General features: G+C 67.7%; 20 protein-coding genes. 10 read left to right on the plus strand and 10 right to left on the minus strand.

Annotated features, from left to right (window positions below; all coding sequences use genetic code 11):
* Nucleotides 1-117: 117 nt before the first annotated feature.
* Nucleotides 118-1,584 (minus strand): CCA tRNA nucleotidyltransferase, encoded by a 1,467-nt coding sequence (locus ACFWVE_RS25525; protein WP_384018284.1) that lies wholly within the window; start codon nucleotides 1,582-1,584, stop codon nucleotides 118-120.
* A 246-nt stretch (nucleotides 1,585-1,830) separates the two neighbouring features.
* On the opposite strand from ACFWVE_RS25525, the gene ACFWVE_RS25530 reads away from it, so the two are divergent.
* From ACFWVE_RS25530 to trxA, 7 genes are all read left to right on the plus strand, one after another.
* Nucleotides 1,831-4,245, plus strand: coding sequence for a DUF6049 family protein (locus ACFWVE_RS25530; protein ID WP_384018287.1), 2,415 nt, complete (start codon nucleotides 1,831-1,833; stop codon nucleotides 4,243-4,245).
* A 44-nt stretch (nucleotides 4,246-4,289) separates the two neighbouring features.
* Nucleotides 4,290-6,611 (plus strand): murein biosynthesis integral membrane protein MurJ, encoded by a 2,322-nt coding sequence (murJ, locus tag ACFWVE_RS25535; RefSeq protein ID WP_384018290.1) that lies wholly within the window; start codon nucleotides 4,290-4,292, stop codon nucleotides 6,609-6,611.
* 151 nt (nucleotides 6,612-6,762) lie between these two features.
* A complete protein-coding gene (locus ACFWVE_RS25540) occupies nucleotides 6,763-8,487 on the plus strand; it encodes a protein kinase family protein (RefSeq protein WP_384018293.1) in 1,725 nt (574 codons plus the stop codon).
* Nucleotides 8,488-8,517: 30 nt separating this feature from the next.
* A complete protein-coding gene (gene sigM / locus ACFWVE_RS25545) occupies nucleotides 8,518-9,243 on the plus strand; it encodes an RNA polymerase sigma factor SigM (protein ID WP_384018296.1) in 726 nt (241 codons plus the stop codon).
* Nucleotides 9,240-10,184, plus strand: coding sequence for an anti-sigma factor family protein (locus ACFWVE_RS25550; RefSeq protein ID WP_384018299.1), 945 nt, complete (start codon nucleotides 9,240-9,242; stop codon nucleotides 10,182-10,184). The genes sigM and ACFWVE_RS25550 overlap by 4 nt, the downstream gene beginning before the upstream one ends.
* A gap of 192 nt (nucleotides 10,185-10,376) precedes the next feature.
* Nucleotides 10,377-11,345 carry a thioredoxin-disulfide reductase gene (gene trxB / locus ACFWVE_RS25555; protein WP_384018302.1) on the plus strand — a complete coding sequence of 323 codons (969 nt, stop codon included), beginning with the start codon at nucleotides 10,377-10,379 and terminating at the stop codon, nucleotides 11,343-11,345.
* Between the two features lie 41 nt (nucleotides 11,346-11,386).
* Nucleotides 11,387-11,719, plus strand: coding sequence for a thioredoxin (gene trxA, locus ACFWVE_RS25560; RefSeq protein WP_042163195.1), 333 nt, complete (start codon nucleotides 11,387-11,389; stop codon nucleotides 11,717-11,719).
* Nucleotides 11,720-11,810: 91 nt separating this feature from the next.
* On the opposite strand, the gene ACFWVE_RS25565 is transcribed toward trxA, so the two are convergent.
* The 9 genes from ACFWVE_RS25565 to rpmH all read right to left on the minus strand — a co-directional run bounded on the left by ACFWVE_RS25565 (nucleotide 11,811) and on the right by rpmH (nucleotide 18,796).
* Nucleotides 11,811-12,428: a GNAT family N-acetyltransferase gene (locus ACFWVE_RS25565; RefSeq protein WP_384018306.1), complete on the minus strand. Its 618-nt coding sequence runs from the start codon at nucleotides 12,426-12,428 to the stop codon at nucleotides 11,811-11,813.
* Between the two features lie 319 nt (nucleotides 12,429-12,747).
* A complete protein-coding gene (locus tag ACFWVE_RS25570) occupies nucleotides 12,748-13,848 on the minus strand; it encodes a ParB/RepB/Spo0J family partition protein (protein WP_384018309.1) in 1,101 nt (366 codons plus the stop codon).
* Nucleotides 13,845-14,921: a ParA family protein gene (locus ACFWVE_RS25575; RefSeq protein WP_384018364.1), complete on the minus strand. Its 1,077-nt coding sequence runs from the start codon at nucleotides 14,919-14,921 to the stop codon at nucleotides 13,845-13,847. Before ACFWVE_RS25575 ends, ACFWVE_RS25570 begins: the two co-directional genes overlap by 4 nt.
* Nucleotides 14,922-15,265: 344 nt before the next feature.
* Entirely contained in the window at nucleotides 15,266-15,985 is a 720-nt protein-coding gene (rsmG, locus tag ACFWVE_RS25580) for a 16S rRNA (guanine(527)-N(7))-methyltransferase RsmG (protein ID WP_384018312.1), read from the minus strand.
* A gap of 115 nt (nucleotides 15,986-16,100) precedes the next feature.
* Nucleotides 16,101-16,613: a protein jag gene (locus tag ACFWVE_RS25585; RefSeq protein WP_384018315.1), complete on the minus strand. Its 513-nt coding sequence runs from the start codon at nucleotides 16,611-16,613 to the stop codon at nucleotides 16,101-16,103.
* A 15-nt stretch (nucleotides 16,614-16,628) separates the two neighbouring features.
* The gene (yidC, locus tag ACFWVE_RS25590; protein ID WP_384018318.1) at nucleotides 16,629-17,894 is read right to left on the minus strand and encodes a membrane protein insertase YidC; all 1,266 of its coding nucleotides are present in this window, start codon (nucleotides 17,892-17,894) and stop codon (nucleotides 16,629-16,631) included.
* A 3-nt stretch (nucleotides 17,895-17,897) separates the two neighbouring features.
* A complete protein-coding gene (gene yidD / locus ACFWVE_RS25595; protein ID WP_384018323.1) occupies nucleotides 17,898-18,269 on the minus strand; it encodes a membrane protein insertion efficiency factor YidD in 372 nt (123 codons plus the stop codon).
* Nucleotides 18,266-18,637, minus strand: coding sequence for a ribonuclease P protein component (gene rnpA / locus ACFWVE_RS25600; RefSeq protein WP_384018326.1), 372 nt, complete (start codon nucleotides 18,635-18,637; stop codon nucleotides 18,266-18,268). Before rnpA ends, yidD begins: the two co-directional genes overlap by 4 nt.
* Nucleotides 18,638-18,658: 21 nt before the next feature.
* Entirely contained in the window at nucleotides 18,659-18,796 is a 138-nt protein-coding gene (rpmH, locus tag ACFWVE_RS25605; protein ID WP_003949374.1) for a 50S ribosomal protein L34, read from the minus strand.
* Nucleotides 18,797-19,171: 375 nt separating this feature from the next.
* Here rpmH and dnaA point away from each other — a divergent pair, with 375 nt between their 5' ends.
* The 3 genes from dnaA (at nucleotide 19,172) to gnd (ending at nucleotide 24,731) form a co-directional block, all read left to right on the plus strand.
* A complete protein-coding gene (gene dnaA, locus ACFWVE_RS25610) occupies nucleotides 19,172-21,136 on the plus strand; it encodes a chromosomal replication initiator protein DnaA (RefSeq protein ID WP_384018329.1) in 1,965 nt (654 codons plus the stop codon).
* A 1,284-nt stretch (nucleotides 21,137-22,420) separates the two neighbouring features.
* A complete protein-coding gene (gene dnaN / locus ACFWVE_RS25615) occupies nucleotides 22,421-23,551 on the plus strand; it encodes a DNA polymerase III subunit beta (protein ID WP_042163176.1) in 1,131 nt (376 codons plus the stop codon).
* 289 nt (nucleotides 23,552-23,840) lie between these two features.
* Nucleotides 23,841-24,731 carry a phosphogluconate dehydrogenase (NAD(+)-dependent, decarboxylating) gene (gnd, locus tag ACFWVE_RS25620; protein ID WP_384018332.1) on the plus strand — a complete coding sequence of 297 codons (891 nt, stop codon included), beginning with the start codon at nucleotides 23,841-23,843 and terminating at the stop codon, nucleotides 24,729-24,731.
* Nucleotides 24,732-24,750: the final 19 nt, after the last annotated feature.

Genomic DNA, 24,750 nt, shown 5'->3' on the forward strand with positions numbered 1-24,750 from the left:
CAAAAAAAAATCTATGGCGTAAATCCGGGGGGGGGTTTTTTAACCAAAAACCCCCCCCCCTCCGTGTATCGCAAACGGGGTCATGTTTCACGTGAAACATGACCCCGTTCCGTGTTCTCAGCCTTGCTGTCCGGCCCACCACTCCTTGAGAGCCGCCACCGCCGCACCGTACTCCATCGGACCATTCTCCAGCCGCAGTTCCAGCAGGTGCTTGTACGCCTGACCGACAGCCGGCCCAGGGCTGACGCCGAGGGCCTCCATGATCTGGTTCCCGTCGAGGTCCGGACGGATGGCGTCGAGCTCCTCCTGTTCCTGAAGCTTGGCGATCCGCTCCTCCAGACCGTCGTACGCACGCGAGAGGGCTGCTGCCCGGCGACGGTTGCGCGTCGTGCAGTCCGAGCGGGTCAGCTTGTGGAGCCGGCTCAGGAGCGGCCCCGCGTCGCGGACATAACGGCGGACGGCGGAGTCCGTCCACTCTCCCATGCCGTAACCGTGGAACCGCAGGTGGAGCTCCACCAGACGCGAAATGTCCTTGACCAGCTCGTTGGAGTATTTGAGGGCCGTCAGACGCTTCTTCGTCATCTTCGCCCCCACCACCTCGTGGTGGTGGAACGAGACCCGGCCGTCGTTCTCGAAACGGCGCGTGCGCGGCTTCCCGATGTCGTGCAGCAGCGCCGCCAGGCGGAGGGTCAGGTCGGGGCCGTCGTCCTCCAGGGCCATCGCCTGTTCCAGAACGATCAGCGTGTGCTCGTAGACGTCCTTGTGCCGGTGGTGCTCATCGCTCTCCAGACGCAGGGCCGGCAGTTCGGGCAGCACATGGTCGGCGAGCCCGGTGTCGACGAGCAGAGTCAGTCCCTTGCGGGGGTAAGCGGACAGAACCAGCTTGTTCAGCTCGTCCCGTACCCGTTCCGCCGAGACGATCTCAATGCGTCCGGCCATCTCCTGCAGAGCCGCGACCACCTCGGGAGCCACCTCGAAATCGAGCTGAGCGGCAAAACGCGCGGCCCGCATCATCCGCAGCGGATCGTCGGAGAAGGACGCCTCAGGGGTGCCCGGCGTGCGCAGCACGCCTGTCGCGAGATCGTCCAGACCGCCGTACGGGTCGATGAACTCCTTCTCGGGCAGCCCGACAGCCATCGCGTTCACGGTGAAATCACGGCGGACGAGGTCCTCCTCGATGGAGTTGCCGTACGCCACCTCGGGCTTGCGCGACGTACGGTCGTACGCCTCCGAGCGGTAGGTCGTCACCTCGATCTGAAAACTTCGATCAGCATCTCCGACGCGAGCCTCCTTCTGGGCTCCGACAGTGCCGAAGGCGATGCCCACCTCCCAGACCGCGTCCGCCCACGGACGGATGATCTTCAGAACGTCCTGCGGGCGGGCGTCGGTGGTGAAGTCAAGGTCGTTCCCGAGCCGGCCGAGCAGCGCGTCCCGGACCGATCCGCCGACCAGAGCGAGTGAGAACCCGGCCTCCTGAAAGCGTCGGGCGAGGTCGTCGGCGACCGGGGCGACTCGCAGCAGTTCGTTCACCGCTCGGTCCTGCACCTGGCTCAGGGCACTGGTTTGTTCGTTGGCGTTCGGCACAACAGAAAAGGGTACGTGGCCCGGGCGGCCGAAGGCTCCCTCATTGATCTGCTCCGCCGGCTGCCACAGCCCTCGCGCAGGACCTTCCGCTCACGGCGAGCGCTCCCCTTATACGGCCACATACAGGACAGTGCGATGGCCGGCCCGATCTTGCGGACCGGTCCGCGGCACTCAGCCTCACGGGGCATCGTTACCATGCGTGGACGCACATCCGACGACCACTGACGACGAGGGACGGGCGAGCACGTGGCCGAGGCGGCAGACTTCCAAGGGATGAGTCCCTCACCTGCCCGCCGCTGGCTGCGGCGCACCGGCACCCTGTTCGCCGGAGTACCCCTGCTGGCGGGTCTGCTCCAGATGCCCGCCGTGGCACCCGCGGCCGCCGCCGCGGGGAGCGCCGCGCGGTCCGCCACCGACGCGGGCTCGGTCTCCGTCTCCGTGAACTCGCTCACGCCCAGCCTCCCCGGCGAGGACGACACCGTCACGGTGTCCGGCACGGTGACCAACCAGGGCAAGCAAGCGGTCACTGATGCCCACGTCGGTCTGCGGGTGGGCCCTCTGCTGAACACCCGCTCCAGGATCGACAGCGTCGCCCGGGACAGTGACGACGTCCAGGGCGCCATCGGCCCGGAGACCGACGACAAATACGCCCAGAAGTACGCCGAGCTCACTCCTGGCGTCTCGCAACGCTTCAGCGTCTCCGTCCCGGTGGACGAGCTGAACCTCGGGGAGAACGGCGTCTACCAGGTGGCCGTGGCCCTCTCCGGGCAGACCGCCGCGCAGCCCTGGGAACAGACCCTCGGCGTCCGGCGGACGCTCCTGCCATGGCAGCCCGACGAAACCGACGCGAAGACGAGCACGACGTTTCTGTGGCCGCTGATCTCCACGGTCCACACGACGGCGGAGACAGGTTCCAACGAGCAGCAGACCCCGGTCCTCCGTGACGACGACCTGGCCAAGGAGATCTCCCCGGGCGGCCGTCTGGACCGGATGGTGGCGCTGGGCAAGGACCTCGACGTCACCTGGGTGATCGATCCGGATCTGCTGGCATCCGTCGACGCCATGACCGAGAGCTACGAGGTCCAGGGCGAGGGTGACACCACCACGCCCGGCAGCCATCAGAACACCGCCAAGCGGTGGCTCGCCGACGTGCAGAGCGCGGTGAAGGGCAAGGAGGTCGTCGCGCTGCCCTTCGGCGACCCGGATCTGGCCTCCCTCGCCCACAACGGCACCTCGGTCACCGGCTCGCTGAGTCACCTCAAGGAGGCCACGGACGTCGTCGTCAACACGGTGGAGCCGATCCTCCACGTGAAACCGATCACGGACTTCGCCTGGCCCGTCAACGGCGCGGTCGACCCCTCCATCGTCAAGGTCGCCACCTCCGCCGGCGCCGACAAGGTGATCGCCCGCAGCGACAGCTTCCGGGAGACCGGGGACCTGTCGTACACGCCCTCGGCCGCCCGCCCCATCGGCGGCGGTACCACGGCGGTCGTAGCGGACGACCGGCTGTCCACCCTGTTCCAGGGCGACATGACCAAGGCCTCCACGTCCACGCTCGCCGTGCAGCGGTTCCTGGCCCAGAGCCTCACGCTGAGCCTCCAGAGCAGCCGGCAGCGCAGCGTCGTCGTCGCCCCCCAGCGCACCCCCACGGTCAGCCAGGCCCAGACGATGGCCGAGGCCCTGAAGGCCGTCCAGGACGGGAACTGGTCGGAACCCGAGGACCTCACCGCTGCCGCGAAGACCGAGCCGGACCCTGCCGCCACCACCGAGGTCCCCGCGGCCTCCTCGTACCCCTCCTCGCTGCGCAAGCAGGAGCTGCCACGGTCCGCGTTCGAGCAGATCGCCAGGACGCAGGGCAAGCTCGACAGGTTCAAGGTGATCCTCTCGGACCCGTCCCGGGTCGTGACCCCGTTCGGTCGGGCCCTGAACCGCGGGATGTCCGTCTCCTGGCGCGGCCGGATCGCCGAGGCGGCCACCTACCGCAGCGGCGTCGAGGCGTACCTCGACGGACTCCTCGACCAGGTGAAGCTGATCGAAAAGTCGGAGACGAAGCTCTCCGGTCGCAGTGCCACGATCCCCGTAACCGTCCAGAACAACCTGGTGCAGGGCGTCGAGAATCTGACGCTGCGGCTCACCTCGACCAACCCGACCCGCCTCGAGATCGGCGGGGCCGCCTACGAGGAACAGCCGGTCGCCGTCTCCGGCGGACACAGCCAGTCAGTGAAGTTCACCACGTCCGCCAACGCCAACGGCCGCGCGACGGTGATCGCCCAGCTGTACACGCAGGACGGCCAGAAATACGGCGAGCCGGTCACCTTCGACGTCAAGGTCACCGAGATCACCGCCACGGTGATGCTGGTCATCGGCGGCGGCGTACTGCTGCTCGTCCTCGCCGGCTTCCGGATGTACACGCAGCGCAAGCGTGCCGCGGCCCGCGAGGCCCGGGAGCAGAACCGCGCGGAGGACGAGGGCAACGACGACCCGCAGAACCCGGACGCCCCCGCGGAACGTCCTGCCAAGAAGCCGGAGAACAGCCCGGGGACGAAGGAGCCGGAAGCCGGCTTTGGGACGGCCGGCCCCAAGCAGCCGGGTGACCCGGCACCGGACACCGCACCGGAAAACGCAGGCCCGTCCGGCACGGGTGAGAGAGTGGACCGTTGAGGATGTCGTGGCCGGTGGGCCCGGGACGATGAGGTGGGGTAACCATGAACGCGCCGTACGACGGTGACCGCGGCCATGCCGCGGGCAACTCGGGCCATCCCGAGTCGGACCCCCAGGGGGGCCCGCCGCCCGGTCACGACCAGGCGCCGCAGCCGCCCGCCGACATGTACCTCCAGGACGCCTACGACCAGGACCCCTACCGGGCGCAGGACATCGCCGCCCAGGACCCGGTCGCCGAGGCCCTGTACGACCGCGCGGCACATCCCCCGCCCCCACCGGGCGCACACCCCCCTCAGCAGCCGTTGTACGGGCAACCGCCCCGGTCGCCGTACGCGCCCGACCCCCGGGTGTGGGCCCAGGCCCCCGCTCCGGAGCCGGAGGGTCCGTCCCAGTACCTCCCATACGGGGACGACCCGCGCACGACGCAGTTCGTGGGCGTGGACGACCTGGTCGGTCAAGCGGGTGACCAGCGCCACGAGCCGGACGCCTTCGCCCACCTCTTCCGCGATCAGCAGCAGGGCGGCGGGCATGCCGGGCCGTACGGCGGGGGGTATCCCGGGCAGCAGGGCAGTGGGCACCCCGGGCACCAGCCGGTGGCCGGCATGCAGCCCTACGAGTCCGCTCCCGTGCCCGGCCCGGCCTCTGCGGCCCCCGGTCACTACGCGGGCGCCACGCCTCCCTCGGTCGCCGAGGCTCCCGTGCCGGAACCGGCTCCCGCGGCCCCCTCGAAGAAGGGCGGCCGGGCCGGAGGGCTGCTGAAATCCAGCGCCGTGATGGCGGCGGGCACGATGGTGTCCCGCCTCACGGGCTTCATCCGGTCCGCACTGATCGTCTCGGCACTCGGTCTGGGTCTTCTCGGCGACTCGTTCCAGGTCGCGTACCAGCTGCCGACCATGATCTACATCCTCACCGTCGGCGGCGGCCTCAACTCCGTCTTCGTGCCGCAGCTCGTCCGGGCCATGAAGGACGACGCCGACGGTGGCGTCGCGTACGCCAACCGGCTGCTCACCCTCGTGATGGCGGCCCTGGCCGTGCTGACCGCCGTAGCGTGGCTCGCCGCACCGCTCCTTGTGAGGGCGCTGTCGAACCCGGTCGCCTCCGACCCCGGGGCCAACGAGGTCACCGTCACCTTCACCCGCTACTTCCTGCCCTCGATCTTCTTCATGGGCGTGCACGTGGTGATGGGCCAGATCCTCAACGCGCGCGGACGGTTCGGCGCGATGATGTGGACCCCGGTCCTCAACAACATCGTCATCATCGTGACCCTCGGTACGTTCATCTACGTCTACGGCACCGCAGCCGACTCACGGATGACCGTCACGAGCATCCCGCCGGAGGGCCAGCGTCTCCTCGGCCTCGGTGTCCTGCTCGGCCTCGCCGTCCAGGCACTGGCCATGATCCCGTACCTGCGCGAGACGGGATTCCGCATCCGTCTGCGCTTCGACTGGAAGGGCCACGGACTGGGCAAGGCGGCGATGCTCGCCAAGTGGACCATCCTGTTCGTACTCGCCAACCAGGCGGGCGCGCTGGTCGTGACCCAGCTGTCCACCGCTGCCGGCCTGGACTCCGACGTCCAGGGCACCGGCTTCGCCGCCTACGCCAACGCCCAGCTGATCTGGGGCCTGCCGCAGGCCATCATCACCGTCTCCCTGATGGCCGCCCTGCTGCCCCGTATCTCCCGCTCCGCGGCAGAGGACGACGGCGGCGCCGTCCGGGACGACATCTCCCAGGGCCTGCGTACCACGGCCGTCGCGATCGTGCCGATCGCCTTCGGCTTCATCGCGCTCGGCATCCCGATGTGCACCCTGATCTTCGGCTCCTCGGGCATCAGCGAAGCGACCAACATGGGCTACATGCTGATGGCCTTCGGCCTCGGCCTGATTCCCTACTCCGTGCAGTACGTCGTCCTGCGTGCCTTCTACGCCTACGAGGACACCCGAACTCCCTTCTACAACACGGTCATCGTCGCCGCGGTCAACGCGGCCGCCTCGGCGGTCTGCTTCTTCGTCCTGCCGGCCCGTTGGGCCGTGGTCGGCATGGCCGCCTCGTACGGCGTGGCCTACGCGACCGGCGTCGGTATCGCCTGGCGGCGGCTGCGCACGAAGCTGGGTGGAGACCTGGACGGCGCCCGGGTCCTGCGGACGTACGCCCGGCTGTGCATCGCCTCGGTTCCGGCCGCGCTGCTCGCCGGTGCAGTCTGCTACGGGATCGGTCACACCCTCGGTCAGGGCGTCGGCGGTTCCTTCGCCGCGCTGGTGGCCGGTGGAGCCGTGCTGCTCGGTGTCTTCTTCGTCGCCGCGCGCCGGATGCGCATCGTGGAGGTCAACTCGCTGGTCGGTATGGTCCGCGGACGCCTGGGACGCTGAGGCGCGGGTAAGCGCGGGTAGGCGCACAACCATCGTCAGCCCTTGTGTGTCGTGCATAGCAGCGGACTGTGGGCACAATTGGTTTCGGCGTCGGACGGCGCGCACGGGCCGTCGCCCGGCGCGTACATGGATGGGGAGGCAGGGAACGACGGTGGCGGAACGGAGCACAGCTGCCGTCGACGTGGCAGACAACAGCGGCGACCAGTCGCTGACCGCGCAGGCGGACCAGTCCACGGCCGACGGGGTGGCCAAGAACCGGGAGCAGGACACGGACAGCGACGCGGCACAGGAGAACACCGGGACCGACGGTCCCGGGAAGACGCCGCCGCTCGAACTGCACAGCGGTCACAAGCTCGCCAGACGCTACCGCCTCGAAGAGTGCGTCACCCGTCTGGACGGATTCAGCAGTTGGCGTGCCGTGGACGAGAAACTCCGCCGCGCCGTCGGCGTGCACATCCTGCCCGCACATCACTCGCGTGCCCGCTCCGTCCTGGCCGCGGCCCGTTCCTCCGCCCTGCTGGGCGATCCGCGCTTCGTCCAGGTCCTGGACGCCGTCGAGGAGGACGACGTCGTCTACGTCGTCCACGAATGGCTTCCCGACGCCACCGAGTTGACCGCCCTCCTGGCAGCCGGGCCGCTGGAGGCGTACGACGCCTACCAGATGACCAGTCAGATCTCCTCCGCCATGGCCGCGGCCCACCGCGAGGGACTCTCCCATCTACGCCTGAACCCCAACGCGGTACTGCGCACCTCGACCGGCCAATGGCGCATCCGGGGCCTCGCGGTGAACGCGGCGCTGCGCGGCATCGACTCCGACACCCCGCAGCGCGCGGACACCGAGTCCATCGGCGCCCTGCTGTACGCGGCGCTCACTCAGCGCTGGCCGTACGAAAGTGACGCCTACGGTCTGTCCGGACTGCCGAAGGACATCGGTCTGATCCCGCCCGACCAGGTGCGGGCCGGTGTCCACCGCGGCCTGTCCGAGCTCGCCATGCGCGCCCTGGCCAACGACGGGGCCACCGCGTCCCGCCACGAGTCCCCCTGCACCTCGCCGGAGGAACTGGTGAAGGCGATCGGCGAGATGCCCCGCATTCGCCCGCCGGAGCCCGCGTTCACCACTCCACCGGACTACCAGCGCACGACCTACCAGCAGGGCTCCTACGGTCGTCCGGCACCCCGTCCGGGTGCGCGTGTCACACAGCCGGTGTCCGTCCCGCCGCCTCCGCTGCAGAGCCGTACGGGCAAGGCCCTGAAGTGGGCTGTGTCGGCACTGCTGATCGCCGCCCTAGGTCTGGGCAGTTGGCAGCTCGCCGACGCCCTCATCGGCCAGGGCGGCAACGCGGACGACACCGACAAGACGCAGACGACGGACGGGAACGACAAGAGCGGCAACAAGCCCGAGCCGACCGAGCCGCTCACGATCCAGGGCGCTCAGGAGTACGTTGCGACGGGCGGGGCCCAGGCCCCGGAGGACGTGGCGAAGACGTACGACAACGACAGCGAGACCTACTGGCGGACCAAGAAGTACAACGAGGGTCCGACGCTCGCGCCGTACAAGCCCGGCGTGGGCATCGTCTACGACCTCGGCTCGGCCAAGAAGATCTCGTCGGCGTCGATAGGACTCCGCTACACCGGTGACCACACAGCGGTGCATCTCTACGCCACGGATTCGCTGACGCCGTCGACCGGGGTCGACGGCATGAAGGAAATCGGAACCGGCACGACCACTGCCGGGTCCCTGGACGTGAAGGCGTCGGAAGCCGTGAAGTCCCGGTACGTGCTGCTGTGGATCACGGCAGTACCGAACGCGCCCGCCGACGGCTACAGCACCGCCGGCTACAAGCAGGCCATCACCGACCTGAAGTTCACCGGCTGACGTCCCGTCGAGCGAGGGGAGGGGGTCCCGATGCCGGATGGCACCGCGCACCACGACACAAGCGATCAGGACCTCCTCACCCGTCATGTGGAAGGCGATCCCGAAGCCTTCGGTGAGCTCGTCCGCCGGCACCGAGGCCGTCTCTGGGCGGTCGCCCTGCGGACGCTGGGGGACCGTGAGGAGGCCGCCGACGCGGTTCAGGACGCCCTTGTCTCCGCCTACCGGGCCGCCCACACCTTCCGGGGCCAGTCGGCCGTCACGACATGGCTGCACCGGATCACGGTGAACGCCTGCCTGGACCGTGCGCGCAAGGCGGCATCCCGCAAGACCTCCCCCATCGACGACACGGAACGCCTGGAGCAGCTGCTGGAGCCCCACGAGTCCGCTTCGGCTCCCGCGGAACGGAACGATCTGCACCGCCAGCTCATCGAAGCAATGGGGACGCTCCCGCCCGATCAGCGGGCGGCGCTCGTTCTCGTGGACATGCAGGGTTACCCGGTCGCCGAGGCCGCCCGCATCCTCGACGTGCCCACCGGCACGGTGAAGAGCCGCTGTGCCCGGGGCAGAGCCAGACTCCTGCCTCTTCTGCATCATCTACGACCGCACGGCAGCGGTGACGGCGGGAAACGGGGTGAGGAACGGAACCGGACGCAGGGGGCATCCGTCCCACCCGCAGCGGGACCACGTCGAGCGGATCCGCCGGATACAGGACCGAGTGACCCAGCGGCAGTGAAGGGCGGAGGTGGGCGAGCGTGACCTCGACGACAGACATGACGGAGCACCCGGACGTCGAGGAGATCTCCGACCTCACCGAGGGAATTCTGCCGCCCGCCCGTGACACCGCTGTGCGCCGGCACCTGGACGAGTGCGAACTCTGCGCGGACGTCCGTACCTCATTGGAGGAGATCCGAGGGCTGCTCGGCACGATGCCGGGCCCATCGCGCATGCCGGCCGAGGTGGCGAGCCGCATCGACGCCGCGCTCGCCGCAGAGGCTCTGTTCCACGCCACAGTGCCGGAACCCCAGGGCATCGCCGACCCGGTCGACACGGAACCGGTCGACGCTTCCCCTGCCCTGTCCGATGACGATCGCACGCATGTTTCACGTGAAACATCGGTATCGCGTGAAACAGCGGCGTCGGCGGACCGCCCCGCTGGGCGCCCTCGGTCCTCCACTACCGGCCCCGCTCGCAAGGGCCGCATGCACCGTGGACGGCGCAGGGCCGCGGTGCTGGGGACGGTGTTCACCGTCGCGGCTCTGGGGCTTGGCACGGTATTCCTGTCGTCCCAGAACGAGGACCCGGGAGACGGTCGGCAGACGGCCGCCGCGGACACCTTCTCCGAGAGAGAGCTGGAGAAGCGGGTCTCCGATCTCCTCGCACAGGGCCGGATGAAGACCACCTCCTCCAACAGCCCGCAGACCTTCGGCCTGGAGTCGGAGTCCGGTTCGGCCACCAGCCCCAGGGTGCTCAAGTCCGCGGTTCCGGAATGCATCCGCAAGGGGATCGGCCGCGATGACGCCGCCCTCGCCACGGAGGAAGGCACCTACGAGGGGCGAGAGGTCCTGCTGGTGGTGCTTCCCGATGCTTCCGACGACACCCGGGTGACCGCCTACCTCGTCGATACTGCCTGTGTCTCCCGTCCCTCCTCCGCCTCCACGGCGAAGGTTCTGCTGAAGCACTCCTACGCGCGCGCCTGACGGCCGACGCTTCACCCGCGCCCTGTGTGGTATCCCCTACCGTGTACGCCTCCCGCGCCCGCCCGCGGACCGCGCCCGTGTGCTCGGGCACAGTGGGAATGCGTGCCCCATAGGATCCGTTGGGTGAGGTGAGAGTTCAGACAGAAACTCCCACCGGTCGGATGACACAGACCAGAGACGAGGAATCAAGCCGTGAGCGACGTCCGTAACGTGATCATCATCGGTTCGGGGCCGGCCGGCTACACCGCGGCGCTCTACACCGCCCGTGCGTCGCTGAAGCCTCTGGTGTTCGAGGGCGCCGTCACCGCCGGTGGCGCGCTGATGAACACGACCGATGTCGAAAACTTCCCAGGTTTCCAGGACGGCATCATGGGACCCGAGCTCATGGACAACATGCGCGCCCAGGCAGAGCGCTTTGGTGCCGAGCTCGTTCCGGACGACGTGGTCTCCGTCGACCTGACCGGCGAGATCAAGACTGTCACGGACACCGCGGGCACGGTCCACAAGGCGAAGGCCGTCATCGTCACCACCGGCTCGCAGCACCGCAAGCTCGGTCTGCCGAACGAGGATGCCCTCTCCGGCCGCGGTGTCTCCTGGTGTGCCACATGTGACGGCTTCTTCTTCAAGGACCAGGACATCGCCGTCATCGGCGGCGGTGACACCGCGATGGAGGAGGCCACCTTCCTCTCCCGGTTCGCCAAGTCCGTCACGGTCGTCCACCGCCGCGACACTCTGCGGGCCTCGAAGGCAATGCAGGAGCGCGCCATCGCCGACCCGAAGATCTCGTTCATCTGGGACAGTGAGGTCGCCGAGGTCCAGGGTGACCAGAAGCTCTCCGGATTGAAGCTGCGGAACATCAAGACCGGTGAACTCTCGGATCTGGCGGTAACCGGTCTGTTCATCGCCATCGGGCACGACCCTCGCACGGAGCTCTTCAAGAGTCAGCTGGAGCTGGACGACGAGGGCTACCTGAAGGTCGAGGCGCCGTCGACGCGTACGAACCTCACCGGTGTGTTCGGCGCCGGTGACGTGGTCGACCACACCTACCGCCAGGCGATCACCGCGGCCGGTACGGGCTGCGCCGCCGCCCTCGACGCCGAGAGGTTCCTGGCCGCTCTCTCCGACGAGAAGCAGGCCGAGCCCGAGAAGACCGCTGTCTGACCCCCACCCGCCCCACGCATCAACCAGTTAAGGAGCCCGCCGTGGCCGGCACCCTGAAGAACGTGACGGACGATTCCTTCGACGAGGACGTCCTCAAGAACGACAAGCCTGTGCTGGTGGACTTCTGGGCCGCCTGGTGCGGTCCGTGCCGCCAGATCGCCCCTTCCCTCGAGGCGATTGCCGCGGAGTACGGGGACAAGATCGAAGTCGTCAAGCTGAACATCGACGAGAACCCGGGTACGGCCGCCAAGTACGGCGTCATGTCCATCCCGACCCTGAACGTCTACCAGGGTGGCGAGGTCGCCAAGACCATCGTCGGTGCCAAGCCGAAGGCCGCGATCGTCCGCGACCTCGAGGACTTCATCGCCGAATGATCGTCGGCCGCCTCACCGGCGGCGCATGTTTCACGTGAAACACGAAGGGGCCGACCCGCTGAGGGTCGGCCCCTTCGCATGACCATCCCCGTCAGAGGGGCCGCAAGGCCGGTTCCTTCTGTACGACTCCGAGCAGGCGGTCCAACGCCATCTCGACGTCGTCCTTCCACGAGAGCGTCGTCCGCAGTTCCAACCTGAGCCGGGGATGCGCGGGGTGCTGACGGACCGTCTTGAATCCCACTGCCAGAAGATGATCAGCGGGCAGCACGCAGGCCGGTGCCTTCCAGCGCGCGTCGCCGAAGGCTTCGATCGCTTTGAACCCACGGCGCAACAGGTCTTTCGCCACCGTCTGCACCATCACCCTCCCCAGCCCTTGACCCTGGTAGCCCGGCACGATGAACGCGGTCATCAACTGCACCGCATCGGGTGACACAGGGCTCGTGGGAAAGGCCGTGGCGCGCGGCACATAGGCAGGCGGGGCGTAGAGAACAAAACCCACGGGGACGTCATCCACATAGATGACTCTTCCGCATGACCCCCAGTCCAGCAGAACAGCGGAAATCCACGACTCCTTCTCGACCGCCGACGTGCCCGTTTTTACCGCTGCCTCGCCGCTGACGGGATCGAGCTCCCAGAAGACACACGAGCGACAGGTCTGGGGAAGGTCTTGAAGGTTGTCCAGCGTGAGCGGTACGAGCCGACGCCCCATGAAGCCTGTGCCCCGCTTCCTTCGTCTGCTGCCTCGCGGACGGTTTTCAGAGCGTGCCGCTCTTTGAGCAGGCTGCCGATGAACCCACCGAAGACAGCAACCGCCAGCCCTGTTCTCACCAGTCCAGTGCGGCTCATCATTCGCATGGCCCCTGCCTTGCGCTCAGAGATCCAGAGGTACGGCCGGCGGATCGCCCCGTATATGAATGCATCGTATCCACGAAGCGATTCCGTCGATACCGGCAAAAAGCAAAAGGCGGACCACGATCCGGCATATACCGGACATGGCCCGCCTCTGTTCGGCTGACCGAGCCGATGTCTCAGGAATCGCCCTCTGCGGCATCGTCATCCACGAGACTCTTCTGCAGAACCGGCCCCTCATCGGGAGCGAGCGTGCCGAGGATGCGCTCGAGATCCTCCATGGAGGCGAATTCGACGGTGATCTTTCCCTTCTTCTGCCCCAGATCGACCTTCACCCGTGTCTCGAAGCGATCCGAGAGACGCGTGGCCAGATCGGACAGCGCCGGCGACACCAGGGCACCCGCCCTCGGCCCCTTGGATCGCGGTGCCTTCTGTGGACCGGCCCCCATCAGGGTGACGATCTCCTCGACGGCCCGTACCGAAAGCCCTTCGGCCACGATCCGATGGGCCAGCCTGTCCTGCTCCTCGGAGTCCTCGACGGAGAGCAGGGCCCGCGCATGTCCGGCGGAGAGCACTCCGGCAGCCACCCGGCTCTGGACCCTCGGCGAGAGCTTCAGCAAACGCAGAGTGTTGGACACCTGCGGGCGGGATCGGCCGATGCGGTCCGCCAGCTGATCGTGGGTGCAGTGGAAGTCCTTGAGCAACTGGTCGTAAGCAGCTGCCTCTTCCAGCGGGTTCAACTGGGCCCGGTGCAGGTTCTCCAGAAGAGCGTCCAGAAGGAGCTTCTCATCCTCCGTGGCCCGCACGATCGCCGGGATGGCTTCGAGCCCCGCCAGACGGCAGGCCCGCCAGCGGCGCTCACCCATGATGAGCTCGTAGTGCGCCGGCCCTACCTGCCGTACGACGACGGGCTGGAGGAGGCCGACCTCCTTGATGGACGTGACAAGCTCGGCCAGCGCGTCCTCGTCGAAGACTGCCCGGGGCTGACGCGGGTTCGGCTTGATGGACTCGATGGGGATCTCAGCGAAGTGTGCCCCCAGGGGAGGCATGGGCGTCTCCGCTGCGCCCTGCGTCGAGGACCCCTCTGTTCCACGTGGAACAGAGGACAGCATGGCCAGCTTCGCAGCGGCCACCCCGCGCTCGTTCGACACCACCGGCGAACCGGCGGGAGACGCGGACGTGGCGCCTCCCGTCCTATCCGGGGCGACCGTCTTCTCTGTCGGGGCAGCAGGGATCAGTGCGCCGAGACCACGGCCCAACCCTCTCCGTCGCTCACTCACTGGACGCCCTCCACCATGCTCGGATCATTCTGCTGTGCGCCAATGTGCGCGTTCGATGCGTCATAGCTGACGCCTACGCCCCTCAAGGCAATCTCTCGCGCCGCCTCAAGGTAGGAGAGGGCACCGCTCGATCCAGGATCGTAGGTCAGTACCGTCTGCCCGTAGCTCGGTGCCTCCGAGATGCGTACGGAGCGGGGAATACTCGTCCGCAGCACCTCTTCACCGAAGTGACTGCGCACCTCATCCGCGACCTGGGACGCGAGCCGCGTCCGGCCGTCGTACATGGTGAGCAGGATCGTCGATACATGCAGGGAGGGGTTGAGGTGCCCCCGCACCAGATCGACATTGCGGAGCAGCTGCCCCAGGCCTTCCAGCGCGTAGTACTCGCACTGAATCGGAATCAGGACCTCCTGACCCGCCACCATCGCATTGACTGTCAACAGGCCGAGCGATGGAGGGCAGTCGACGAGGATGTAGTCCAGAGGCTGCTCGTAGGCCTGGATCGCACGCTGCAGCCGGCTTTCCCGTGCCACCAGGGACACCAGCTCGATCTCCGCACCGGCAAGATCGATCGTGGCAGGTGCGCAGAAAAGACCCTCCACGTCAGGGACCGGCTGGACCACTTCCGCCAGCGGCCTGCTCTCGACCAACACGTCGTAGATGGAAGGAACCTCGGCGTGGTGGTCGATTCCCAGGGCTGTGGATGCGTTGCCCTGAGGGTCGAGGTCGATCACCAGGACCCGAGCACCATGGAGCGCGAGCGACGCGGCAAGGTTGACGGTCGTCGTCGTCTTGCCGACGCCACCCTTCTGGTTGGCGACCACCATGAGGCGTGTCTGCTCGGGCCGCGGCAGGCCCTCGCCCGCGCGGCCCAGCGCGTCCACCGCCAACTGGGCAGCACGACCGATGGGAGTGTCGTCCATCGGGGGCGGTGTTTCACGTGAAACATCCGCCCCCATCGATTCGGTACGGGGACCGGGGACCGGGTCGGTCATCGGTCCCGCGATGTTGGCGTCGGACCGCAAGGATTCACTCTCCTCGACTTCAGGCTCGCAATGAACAGAGCCTCCCATGTCTTCGGGGTCGTGAACCAGTGAGGCCTTACGTTCTGTGGAGAAATCCACCACTGTGGACAACTCCGTGCCCCCCGAGGGGGATGAACTCTCGTCGGGAACAGGACCCTCTCCGAGTGAACCGAGAGGCTTACGGTCGCGGGGTTCGGCCGCGGCGCGACCGCGACTGATGATGCCGTGCAGCAGGGAACGACGTTTCACGTGAAACACGATGCACAGCAGTCGGGGCCGCACTGCCGCGACACTCCGGCACGCAGAGGTTCGGCAGCTTGTGTGGAGTACGTCTGACCTCTCAAAGCGTATGCCTGGCAGTCAGCCGCCCTGCCACAGGACGCGCGTACCCATTATCCGCGTCGGCGCCGCACACGTCCCGTGCGGGCGGCCTTCGCGCGCTTCGCCGCGAAGCGCACACCTCCGGGGCTTTCCCCGACCTCGACCCGCACGACCGTGGACATCGGATCCACCACGCCCTCACCCACGTGCACGACGGATGTCGCTACTGCACCGAGCTTGTTCAGAGCAGCGGTCGCGCTTTTCAACTCCTCCTCGGCAGCATCGCCCTTGAGTGCGAGCATCTCCCCGTAGGGCCGCAGCAAGGGAATACCCCACGTGGCGAGACGATCGAGCGGCGCCACGGCCCGTGCGGTCACCACATGCACCGGAGGCAGCGTTCCCATGACCTCCTCGGCCCGCCCACGGACGACCGTCACATGGTCCAGACCCAGCAGCTCCACGACTTCGGTCAGGAAGGTGGTACGCCGCAGCAGCGGTTCCAGTAGCGTGATCTTGAGATCCTCCCGGGCCAGCGCCAAAGGAATGCCCGGCAGGCCGGCACCCGAGCCGACATCGCACACCGTCACGCCCTCGGGGACGACCTCCGAGAGCACCGCGCAGTTCAACAGATGCCGCTCCCACAGCCGGGGCACCTCCCGTGGACCGATCAGACCACGCTGCACGCCCGCCTCAGCAAGCAGCTCCGCGTAACGGACCGCGTCCGCGAAGCGATCACCGAACACTTCACGGGCCTGCTCGGGCGCGGGGGGAAGCTCTGCTGCCTCCGTCACGGTGGACCGTCCTTCCGTACTGTGCCGACGCACCGGCCGGCACCACAGAACTATCAGGCTGACAAAATTCGGCCCCGTCTGCGCAACAGACGGGGCCGGTGGAACGTGGAACCGTTCAGGCGGGAAGCACGACAACGAAGCGCTGCGGCTCCTCGCCCTCGGACTCACTGCTCAGGCCGGCGGCCTTGACCGCGTCGTGCACGACCTTGCGCTCGAACGGCGTCATCGGGTCGAGCTTCACGGGCTCACCGCTGCTCCTGGCCTCGGCGGCCGCCTTCGCGCCGAGCTCGGACAGCTCGGCGCGCTTCTTGGCGCGGTATCCCGCGATGTCGAGCATCAGCCGACTGCGGTCACCGGTCTCGCGGTGCACGGCCAGGCGCGTGAGCTCCTGGAGCGCTTCGAGTACCTCACCGTCACGACCGACCAGCTTCTGCAGGTCACGGCCGGATGAGTCGCTGATGATCGAGACAGCGGCACGGTCGGCCTCGACGTCCATGTCGATGTCACCGTCGAGGTCGGCGATATCGAGCAGACCCTCCAGGTAGTCCGCTGCGATCTCGCCCTCCTGCTCCAGGCGGGTCAGGGTGTCTACGCCCTCGGCAGCGGCGGAGGTGGTGCCTTCCGTCACGGGATGGACTCCTTCTTACTTCTTGGACGGGGACTTGGGCCGCTGCGGGCCCTTGCGCTGTCCGGACTGGGCCTTGCTGCGGGTGCTCCCGCCGGGCTTCGCGTTGCCCTTATTGGCAGCGGCGGGCTTGACGTCGTCCTTGGGTTCCTCGGCCTTGATCAGCGAGGTGGACTCACCAGCCTTCGCCGCACCGCCCTGGCGCTGGGACTTGCTCTGCCGCTTGGGCTGCTGCCGCTTCGCGGCCTGGGCCGTGGTCGGGGAACCGTCCTCTTCCTGGGCGGCGGCCGTGGCGTCGCTCTTGATCACCGCGCCGTCGGTCTGGGCCGCGAGGCCCGCCTTGTTCAACCCGTTGATGAACTTGCGCTCGTACTCGTTACGGTCCCGGCCCTTGGCGACGATGGCCTTGACGATGGCACGCTCACGGCGGTTACGGGTCTTGCCGTGCCGGGTGACGGTCTTGGAGAAGCGCTCCAGGTACGCGGCCTGCGCCTTGGAACCCGGCGTCGGGTTGTTGTGGATGACGTACATCTGCTGGCCCATGGTCCACACGTTGGTGGTCAGCCAGTAGACGAGGACACCGACGGGGAAGTTGATACCGAAGACGGCGAAGATGACGGGGAAGACGTACATCAGCATCTTCTGCTGCTGCATGAACGGCGTCTTCACCGTGGTGTCGACATTCTTCGTCATCAGCTGGCGCTGCGTGTAGAACTGCGACAGCGACATCAACACGATCATGAGCGCCGTGACGATGCGCACATCGATCAGGGAGGCGTTGAGGGCCTCGACCTTGTCCGCGTTGTCCGTGAACTTCGCCGCGAGCGGGGCACCGAAAATGTGCGCCTTCTGCGCGCTTTCCAGCAGACGCTCGTTGATCACGCCGACGGTGTCGTTGGACGCGATGCTGTTGAGCACGTGGTACAGGGCGAAGAAGAACGGGGACTGCGCCAGGATGGGAAGGCACGAGGAGAGCGGGTTGGTACCCGCGTCCTTGTACAGCTTCATCATCTCTTCGGACTGGCGCTGCTTGTCGTTCTTGTAGCGCTCCTGGATCTTCTTCATCTCCGGCTGGAGCGTCTGCATCGCGCGCGTCGCCTTGATCTGCTTCACGAAGAGCGGGATCAGGCAGATACGGATCAGAATCACCAGGGACACGATGGACAGGCCCCAGGCCCATCCGGTGTCCGGGCCGAAGATGGCCCCGTACACGCTGTGGAACTGGACGATGACCCAGGAGACAGGTGTCGTGATGAAGCTGAAGAGGCTGGCAATCGTGTCCACTAATCATGCTCCTTGGGCATGGGGCGAAGTCTCTGCGGCCGGACTCGAAGAGCTCGGACTCACGGGGGAGGTCCATCCTTCGGTGGCCGGTTCGGCGGAGGCGGGCCCGCCCTTGCGTGCACGCCAGGCGTTACGCAGCATTTCGTGCCACCGCGGGCGCTTGCGCGGCGGGACATGGTCAACGCCGCCCAACGACCACGGATTGCACCGCAGGATGCGCCAGGCCGTGAGTGCTGTGCCCTTGATGGCACCGTGCCGGTCGATGGCCGTGTAGCCGTAGTGGGAACACGACGGGTAGTACTTGCATACAGGCCCGAGCAGAGGACTGATCGTCCACTGATAGAGCTTGATCAGAACCAGCAGCGGGTACTTCATCGCGTGCCCCCTCCCAGCAACCGCTGAAGAGCGGCATCCAGGTCTTGGGCCAGTTGTGCATGGTCGGCGTCGCCCGCTCCGGGCAGCGCTCGTACGACTACCAGGCTACCGGGGGGCAGCAGGGCGACTCGATCGCGCATCAGGTGGCGAAGCCTGCGCTTCACCTTGTTCCGCACGACCGCGCCGCCCACCGCCTTGCTTACGACGAAACCCGCACGCGTCGGGGCAGCGTTCTCCCCAGGCGCGTGCGGGTCCGTGACACCGCTGCGTAGATGTACGACGAGGCGCTGGCGCCCGGCCCGGCGTCCCCGTCGTACCGCGGTCGCGAAGTCCTCGCGCCGCCTCAGCCGGTTCTCGGTGGGCAGCACGACGTCATGACCTGATCAGGATCAGGCGGACAGACGGGCGCGACCCTTGCCACGGCGGGACGCGAGAATCGCGCGGCCGGCACGGGTGCGCATACGCAGCCGGAATCCGTGGGTCTTGGCGCGACGACGGTTGTTCGGCTGGAAGGTGCGCTTGCTCACTCGGGGGCTCCAGAAAGAGTTCGTAGATTGCGGCGTGCCGTCCTGGCTGTCACCGTGCGCCCACGAGTAGCTCGCGTTACGCCCGAGTGCACCGCTGACCGATCATCTTGCGCGATCTGTGCCCATCGGAGGCAGGCGGCAGCAGCCATCGACAACTCGACCTCGTCACGGTACGCGCGGCTGCGCCATTCGGTCAAACCAGCCACCGCCGGGAGACACTTGTCCACAGGCTGGGGACAACAACTTGAACCGTACCGGCCGCCCTGACTACCGTGGCTGAACTCCGATTCGTTCCTTTGTCCCTCCAGCACCCCCTTGAGAACCCAACCCGTCCCTGAACCACACGTTCGAGGGACCTGTGAGAGAGCGTGCCCTGTGGCTGACGTACCTGCCGATCTTGCCGCAGTGTGGCCACGCGTATTGGAGCAGCTCCTCGGAGAGGGCAGGGGCCAGGAAGTGGAGGGGAAGGACGAACACTGGATCCGGCGCTGCCAGCCGCTGGCGCTGGTCGCCGACACCGCCCTGCTCGCCGTGCCGAACGAGTTCGCCAAGAACGTGCTCGAGGGCCGTCTGGCACCGGTCGTCAGCGAGAGTCTGAGCCGCGAGTGCGGGCGCCCCATCCGTATCGCCATCACCGTCGACGACTCCGCGGGAGAGCCTCCGGCCCCGCTCGCCCCCCGCCCTCAGCCACGCTACGAGGAACCCGAGCTCCCGCCCGCCCGACAGGACCGTCCGGACAGGCAGGAACGCCAGGAACGCCAGGAACGCGAGCAGTACGACAGCTACGACAGCTACGGCCGGCGCCGCGCCGACCAGCGCCCCGGACCGCCGGGCGACCAGCTCCCCACCGCCCGCCCGGCCTACCCCTCGGAGTACCAGCGCCCGGAGCCCGGCTCCTGGCCTCGCCCGGCACAGGACGAATACAGCTGGCAGCAGCAGCGCCTCGGTTTCCCGGACGGCGACCCGTACGCCTCACCGTCCCAGGAGACGTACGGCGCCCAGGACGGCTACGGTGGCGCGCCCCCACAGGACTACCGTCCGCAGCCGATGGAACGCCCGTCCTACGACCAGCAGCGCTCCGACTACGAGACATCACGCGCGGAGTACGGGCGCAAGGACTACGGGCGCAAGGACTACGAGCGCAAGGACTACGACCAGCGCGACGCGGTCCGGCGCAAGCTGCCGGAGCCTCCCTCCGGCACGGGTCACGTCCATCGTGGCGGCCCCGTCGGCCCGAACCTGCCCGCCAGCGGTGCCCCCGGCCCGTTGGCCGCACAGCCCGCGCCGGCGACCGGCCCCGGTGAACCGACCGCACGGCTGAACCCGAAGTACCTCTTCGACACGTTCGTCATCGGCGCCTCCAACCGCTTCGCGCACGCGGCGGCGGTGGCGGTGGCCGAGGCACCCGCGAAGGCGTACAACCCTCTCTTCATCTACGGGGAGTCCGGGCTCGGCAAGACGCACCTGCTGCACGCGATCGGGCACTACGCGCGCAGTCTCTATCCCGGTACCCGGGTGCGGTACGTGAGCTCGGAGGAGTTCACCAACGAGTTCATCAACTCCATCCGCGACGGCAAGGGCGACAGCTTCCGCAAGCGGTACCGGGAGATGGACATCCTGCTGGTCGACGACATCCAGTTCCTCGCGGACAAGGAGTCGACGCAGGAGGAGTTCTTCCACACCTTCAACACACTGCACAACGCCAACAAGCAGATCGTGCTCTCCAGTGACCGGCCGCCCAAGCAGCTGGTGACGCTGGAGGACCGGCTGCGCAACCGTTTCGAATGGGGCCTGATCACCGACGTCCAGCCGCCGGAGCTGGAGACGCGGATCGCGATCCTGCGCAAGAAGGCGGTGCAGGAGCAGCTCAACGCCCCGCCTGAGGTACTGGAGTTCATCGCCTCCCGGATCTCGCGGAACATCCGTGAGCTGGAGGGCGCGCTGATCCGGGTGACGGCCTTCGCCTCGCTCAACCGACAGCCGGTGGACCTCGGGCTGACCGAGATCGTCCTCAAGGACCTGATGCCCGGCGGAGACGACTCCGCACCGGAGATCACCTCGACGGCCATCATGGGCGCGACCGCCGACTACTTCGGCCTCACGGTCGAGGACCTCTGCGGCACCTCGCGCGGACGCGCGCTGGTGACCGCGCGGCAGATCGCGATGTACCTGTGCCGTGAGCTGACCGACCTGTCGCTGCCGAAGATCGGCGCCCTGTTCGGCGGCCGTGACCATACGACGGTGATGCACGCGGACCGGAAGATCCGCAATCTGATGGCGGAGCGGCGCTCCATCTACAACCAGGTCACCGAACTCACCAACCGCATCAAGGCCGGCTAGGACCTGTCCGGCGGATCGGGTCGGAGGCGGTCGGCGGTGTCCGTCCGGTCGGGGCGAGTGGGGTCCGGTGCGTTCGGCCGCAGGGCGGAGGAGGGCGCCGACGCGAGGGGGCCCCTCCCCGCTCGGGCGGAGCCGGGAGCCCGGGGGAGCCGGCAACCGACGACAACGCCGCGGACGGGCGTGCCGGATTCCACGTCTTCGGCATGATCCGCCGGACAGGCCCCAGGCCTCACAGAGTGTCCGTCGCGGCACGAGGGAGTCCAGCGTCCGTTCCATGGCGGCCGACGGCTCCTCTCTCCCCTCTCTCCCCCTTCGAGAGAGGCGGGCTCGGCCCCCTCGGAGGCCTTCAGGCACGCGGGAAGGGCGTTCCCGGACCACATCCGGGGACGCCCTTCCTCATACGTCGGCAGCCGAGACCCACCGTCTGTCCCCCCTCAGCCGTCCCCCACCGTCCTCGCGTCGGTTCTCGGTCGCCCCGGGTGTCCTCGAGGTCCCGTCCAGTGTTCGATTTCGGCGCCGGGTTACGGCCTTCCTCCACAGATTCGTCAAGTTTTTCCCGTCCACATCCTGGGGACCGCAAAGTTGTCCCGATCCTGTCCACAGGGCCGCCAAATGGGGGACGATCGAGCCAGGTCAACCGGCTGTGGATTCGTGGACAAGCGATCCCCACAGGCTGTGGACAGAATAATGATCCACAGCCTGTGTACAAAGTTATCCACAGGTAATCCACAGGCCGAGTCCGGTTGTCCCCAGCGATCACGCGCTTCTCCACACGCCTGTCCACTGTTCGGCAACGCGACGCGTCCCCTCACCGGGTCGAGTGAAAGGCGTCACACCAAGGTGACGCAGGGGCCTGTGGGAAAGAGCGGCAAACCTGGGGATGGAGCTGGGGACAACTCGGCCCGACCTGTGCACGGAGTGTGCAGAACTTTCTGTTCTCCACAGATACCCCGAGTTGTCCACCGGCTCCGCCCACAGGGCCAGTGGACAAAATCTGGGCCCTGAGCTGGGAAAACGAGGTTATCCACGGTATCCACAGGCCCTACTACTACTCCCAACTAGAGAGAGTGAGGAATCCGTTTAGAAGCGGGGCCTGTGCACAACTCACCGCTTCGCCGCCGACTGCCCCTCGGCACGACTTGACCCCGAGGGGCGCCTACTGTCAGTGCGGTGCGTCAGACTGTTCCCGGTGTCCTTCCCCTCCCAGAGGCCGACGACACCGAGTCAGATGACGAAGGCAAAGCAGGGCGCGAGAACGCCGGCAACAGCAGGAGGCGGCTTACGGTGAAGATCCGGGTGGAACGCGACGTACTCGCGGAGGCAGTGGCCTGGGCTGCGCGCAGCCTCCCGGCCCGTCCGCCGGCGCCGGTCCTCGCAGGCCTGCTGCTGAAGGCCGAGGCGGGACAGCTGAGCCTGTCCAGCTTCGACTACGAGGTCTCCGCGCGGGTCTCGGTGGAGGCGGAGGTCGAGGAGGAGGGCACGGTCCTCGTCTCGGGCCGGCTGCTCGCCGACATCTCCCGCGCACTCCCGAACCGGCCGGTGGAGATTTCCACAGACGGTGTACGGGCGACGGTGGTCTGTGGCTCCTCGCGGTTCACACTCCACACGCTGCCGGTGGAGGAGTACCCGGCCCTGCCCCAGATGCCGAACGCGACGGGCACGGTCCCCGGCGAGGTCTTCGCATCCGCCGTGCAGCAGGTCGCCATCGCGGCAGGCCGTGACGACACCCTGCCCGTCCTGACCGGTGTCCGCATCGAGATCGAGGGCGACACGGTGACGCTGGCCTCCACCGACCGCTACCGCTTCGCGGTCCGAGAGTTCCTGTGGAAGCCGGAGAACCCGGAGGCCTCGGCCGTCGCCCTGGTGCCCGCCAAGACGCTTCTGGACACCGCCAAGGCGCTGACCAGTGGCGACCAGGTGATCCTGGCGCTGTCCGGCTCGGGTGCGGGCGAGGGTCTGATCGGATTCGAGGGCGCGGGGCGACGCACGACCACGCGGCTGCTGGAGGGCGACCTCCCGAAGTACCGCACCCTGTTCCCGACCGAGTTCAACAGCGTCGCCGTCATCGAGACCGCCCCCTTCGTGGAGGCCGTCAAGCGTGTGGCCCTGGTCGCCGAGCGCAACACCCCGGTGCGGCTGAGCTTCGAGCAGGGCGTGCTCATCCTGGAGGCCGGTTCCAGCGACGACGCACAGGCTGTGGAAAGGGTCGACGCCCAGTTGGAGGGCGACGACATCTCGATCGCCTTCAACCCCACGTTCCTGCTGGACGGCCTGAGCGCCATCGACTCTCCGGTGGCCCAGCTGTCGTTCACCACGTCCACCAAGCCCGCGCTGCTCAGCGGCAGGCCCGCGGTGGACGCGGAGGCGGACGACGCCTACAAGTACCTGATCATGCCGGTGCGGCTCAGCGGCTGACCTCGCCCCGCCTGTCCGTGGCCGCCCGCATCGGTCCACAGGTGTGCACAGTCCTTCCGGGCCCGGTGGACACCGGACCGTGAGTGCGGACACCGGATCGCCCCGGACCCGGAAGGGACAGGAAGACAGCTGGTCGGCCGACGCAGGTGAAACCGCAGGTGAGGGCGTGCGCATGAGCGCGTATGCCCACAGATGTGCGTGAGCGCCCGGGTTTAGGGTCGGGTCGGTACGTAAGTGCCGCGGCACGCTCGTGCCGCCACGCCACGTCGCAACCTAAGGAACACAACTGATGGAGCTCGGTCTCGTCGGCCTCGGCAAGATGGGTGGCAACATGCGCGAGCGGATTCGCCGCGCGGGCCACACCGTTCTCGGATACGACCGCAACCCGGACCTCGCCGATGTCCACAGCCTGGAAGAACTGGTGGGCAAGCTCGAGGGCCCGCGTGTGGTCTGGGTGATGGTCCCGGCCGGCGAGGCCACCCAGTCGACCATCGACGAACTCGCGGCGCTGCTGCAGCCCGGCGATGTCGTCGTGGACGGCGGCAACTCCCGCTGGACGGACGATGAGAAGCACGCCGAGGAGCTGGCGGCCAAGGGCATAGGCTTCGTCGACTGCGGTGTCTCCGGCGGCGTCTGGGGCCTGGAGAACGGCTACGCGTTGATGTACGGCGGCGACAAGGAGCACGTCGCCAAGGTGCAGCCGGTCTTCGACGCCCTGAAGCCCGAGGGCGACTTCGGCTCGGTGCACGCCGGCAGGGTCGGCGCCGGGCACTTCGCCAAGATGGTCCACAACGGTATCGAGTACGCGATGATGCAGGCCTATGCCGAGGGCTGGGAGCTCCTGGAGAAGGTCGACTCGGTGACCGATGTCCGGGAGGTCTTCCGCTCCTGGCAGGAGGGCACGGTCATCCGCTCCTGGCTGCTCGACCTCGCGGTGAACGCGCTGCACGAGGACGAGCACCTGGAGAACCTCCGGGGGTACGCGCAGGACTCCGGTGAGGGACGCTGGACCGTGGAGGCCGCGATCGACAACGCGGTCCCGCTGCCGGCGATCACCGCGTCACTGTTCGCACGGTTCTCCTCCCGCCAGGAGGATTCGCCGCAGATGAAGATGATCGCGGCGCTGCGCAACCAGTTCGGCGGTCACGCGGTCGAGAAGAAGCAGTCCGCAGAGGGGTAGTCCGCAGAGAGGCGACCCG

It is taken from the genome of Streptomyces sp. NPDC058632, from assembly GCF_042717095.1.
Classification (GTDB): domain Bacteria; phylum Actinomycetota; class Actinomycetes; order Streptomycetales; family Streptomycetaceae; genus Streptomyces.

Coding starts and splice junctions, on each gene's coding strand:
- gnd (WP_384018332.1), top strand. CDS start 23,841: ATGGAGCTCGGTCTCGTCGGCCTCGGCAAGATGGGTGGCAACATGCGC.
- yidD (WP_384018323.1), bottom strand. CDS start 18,269: ATGAAGTACCCGCTGCTGGTTCTGATCAAGCTCTATCAGTGGACGATC.
- ACFWVE_RS25565 (WP_384018306.1), bottom strand. CDS start 12,428: ATGGGGCGTCGGCTCGTACCGCTCACGCTGGACAACCTTCAAGACCTT.
- sigM (WP_384018296.1), top strand. CDS start 8,518: ATGCCGGATGGCACCGCGCACCACGACACAAGCGATCAGGACCTCCTC.
- murJ (WP_384018290.1), top strand. CDS start 4,290: ATGAACGCGCCGTACGACGGTGACCGCGGCCATGCCGCGGGCAACTCG.
- ACFWVE_RS25575 (WP_384018364.1), bottom strand. CDS start 14,921: ATGGGAGGCTCTGTTCATTGCGAGCCTGAAGTCGAGGAGAGTGAATCC.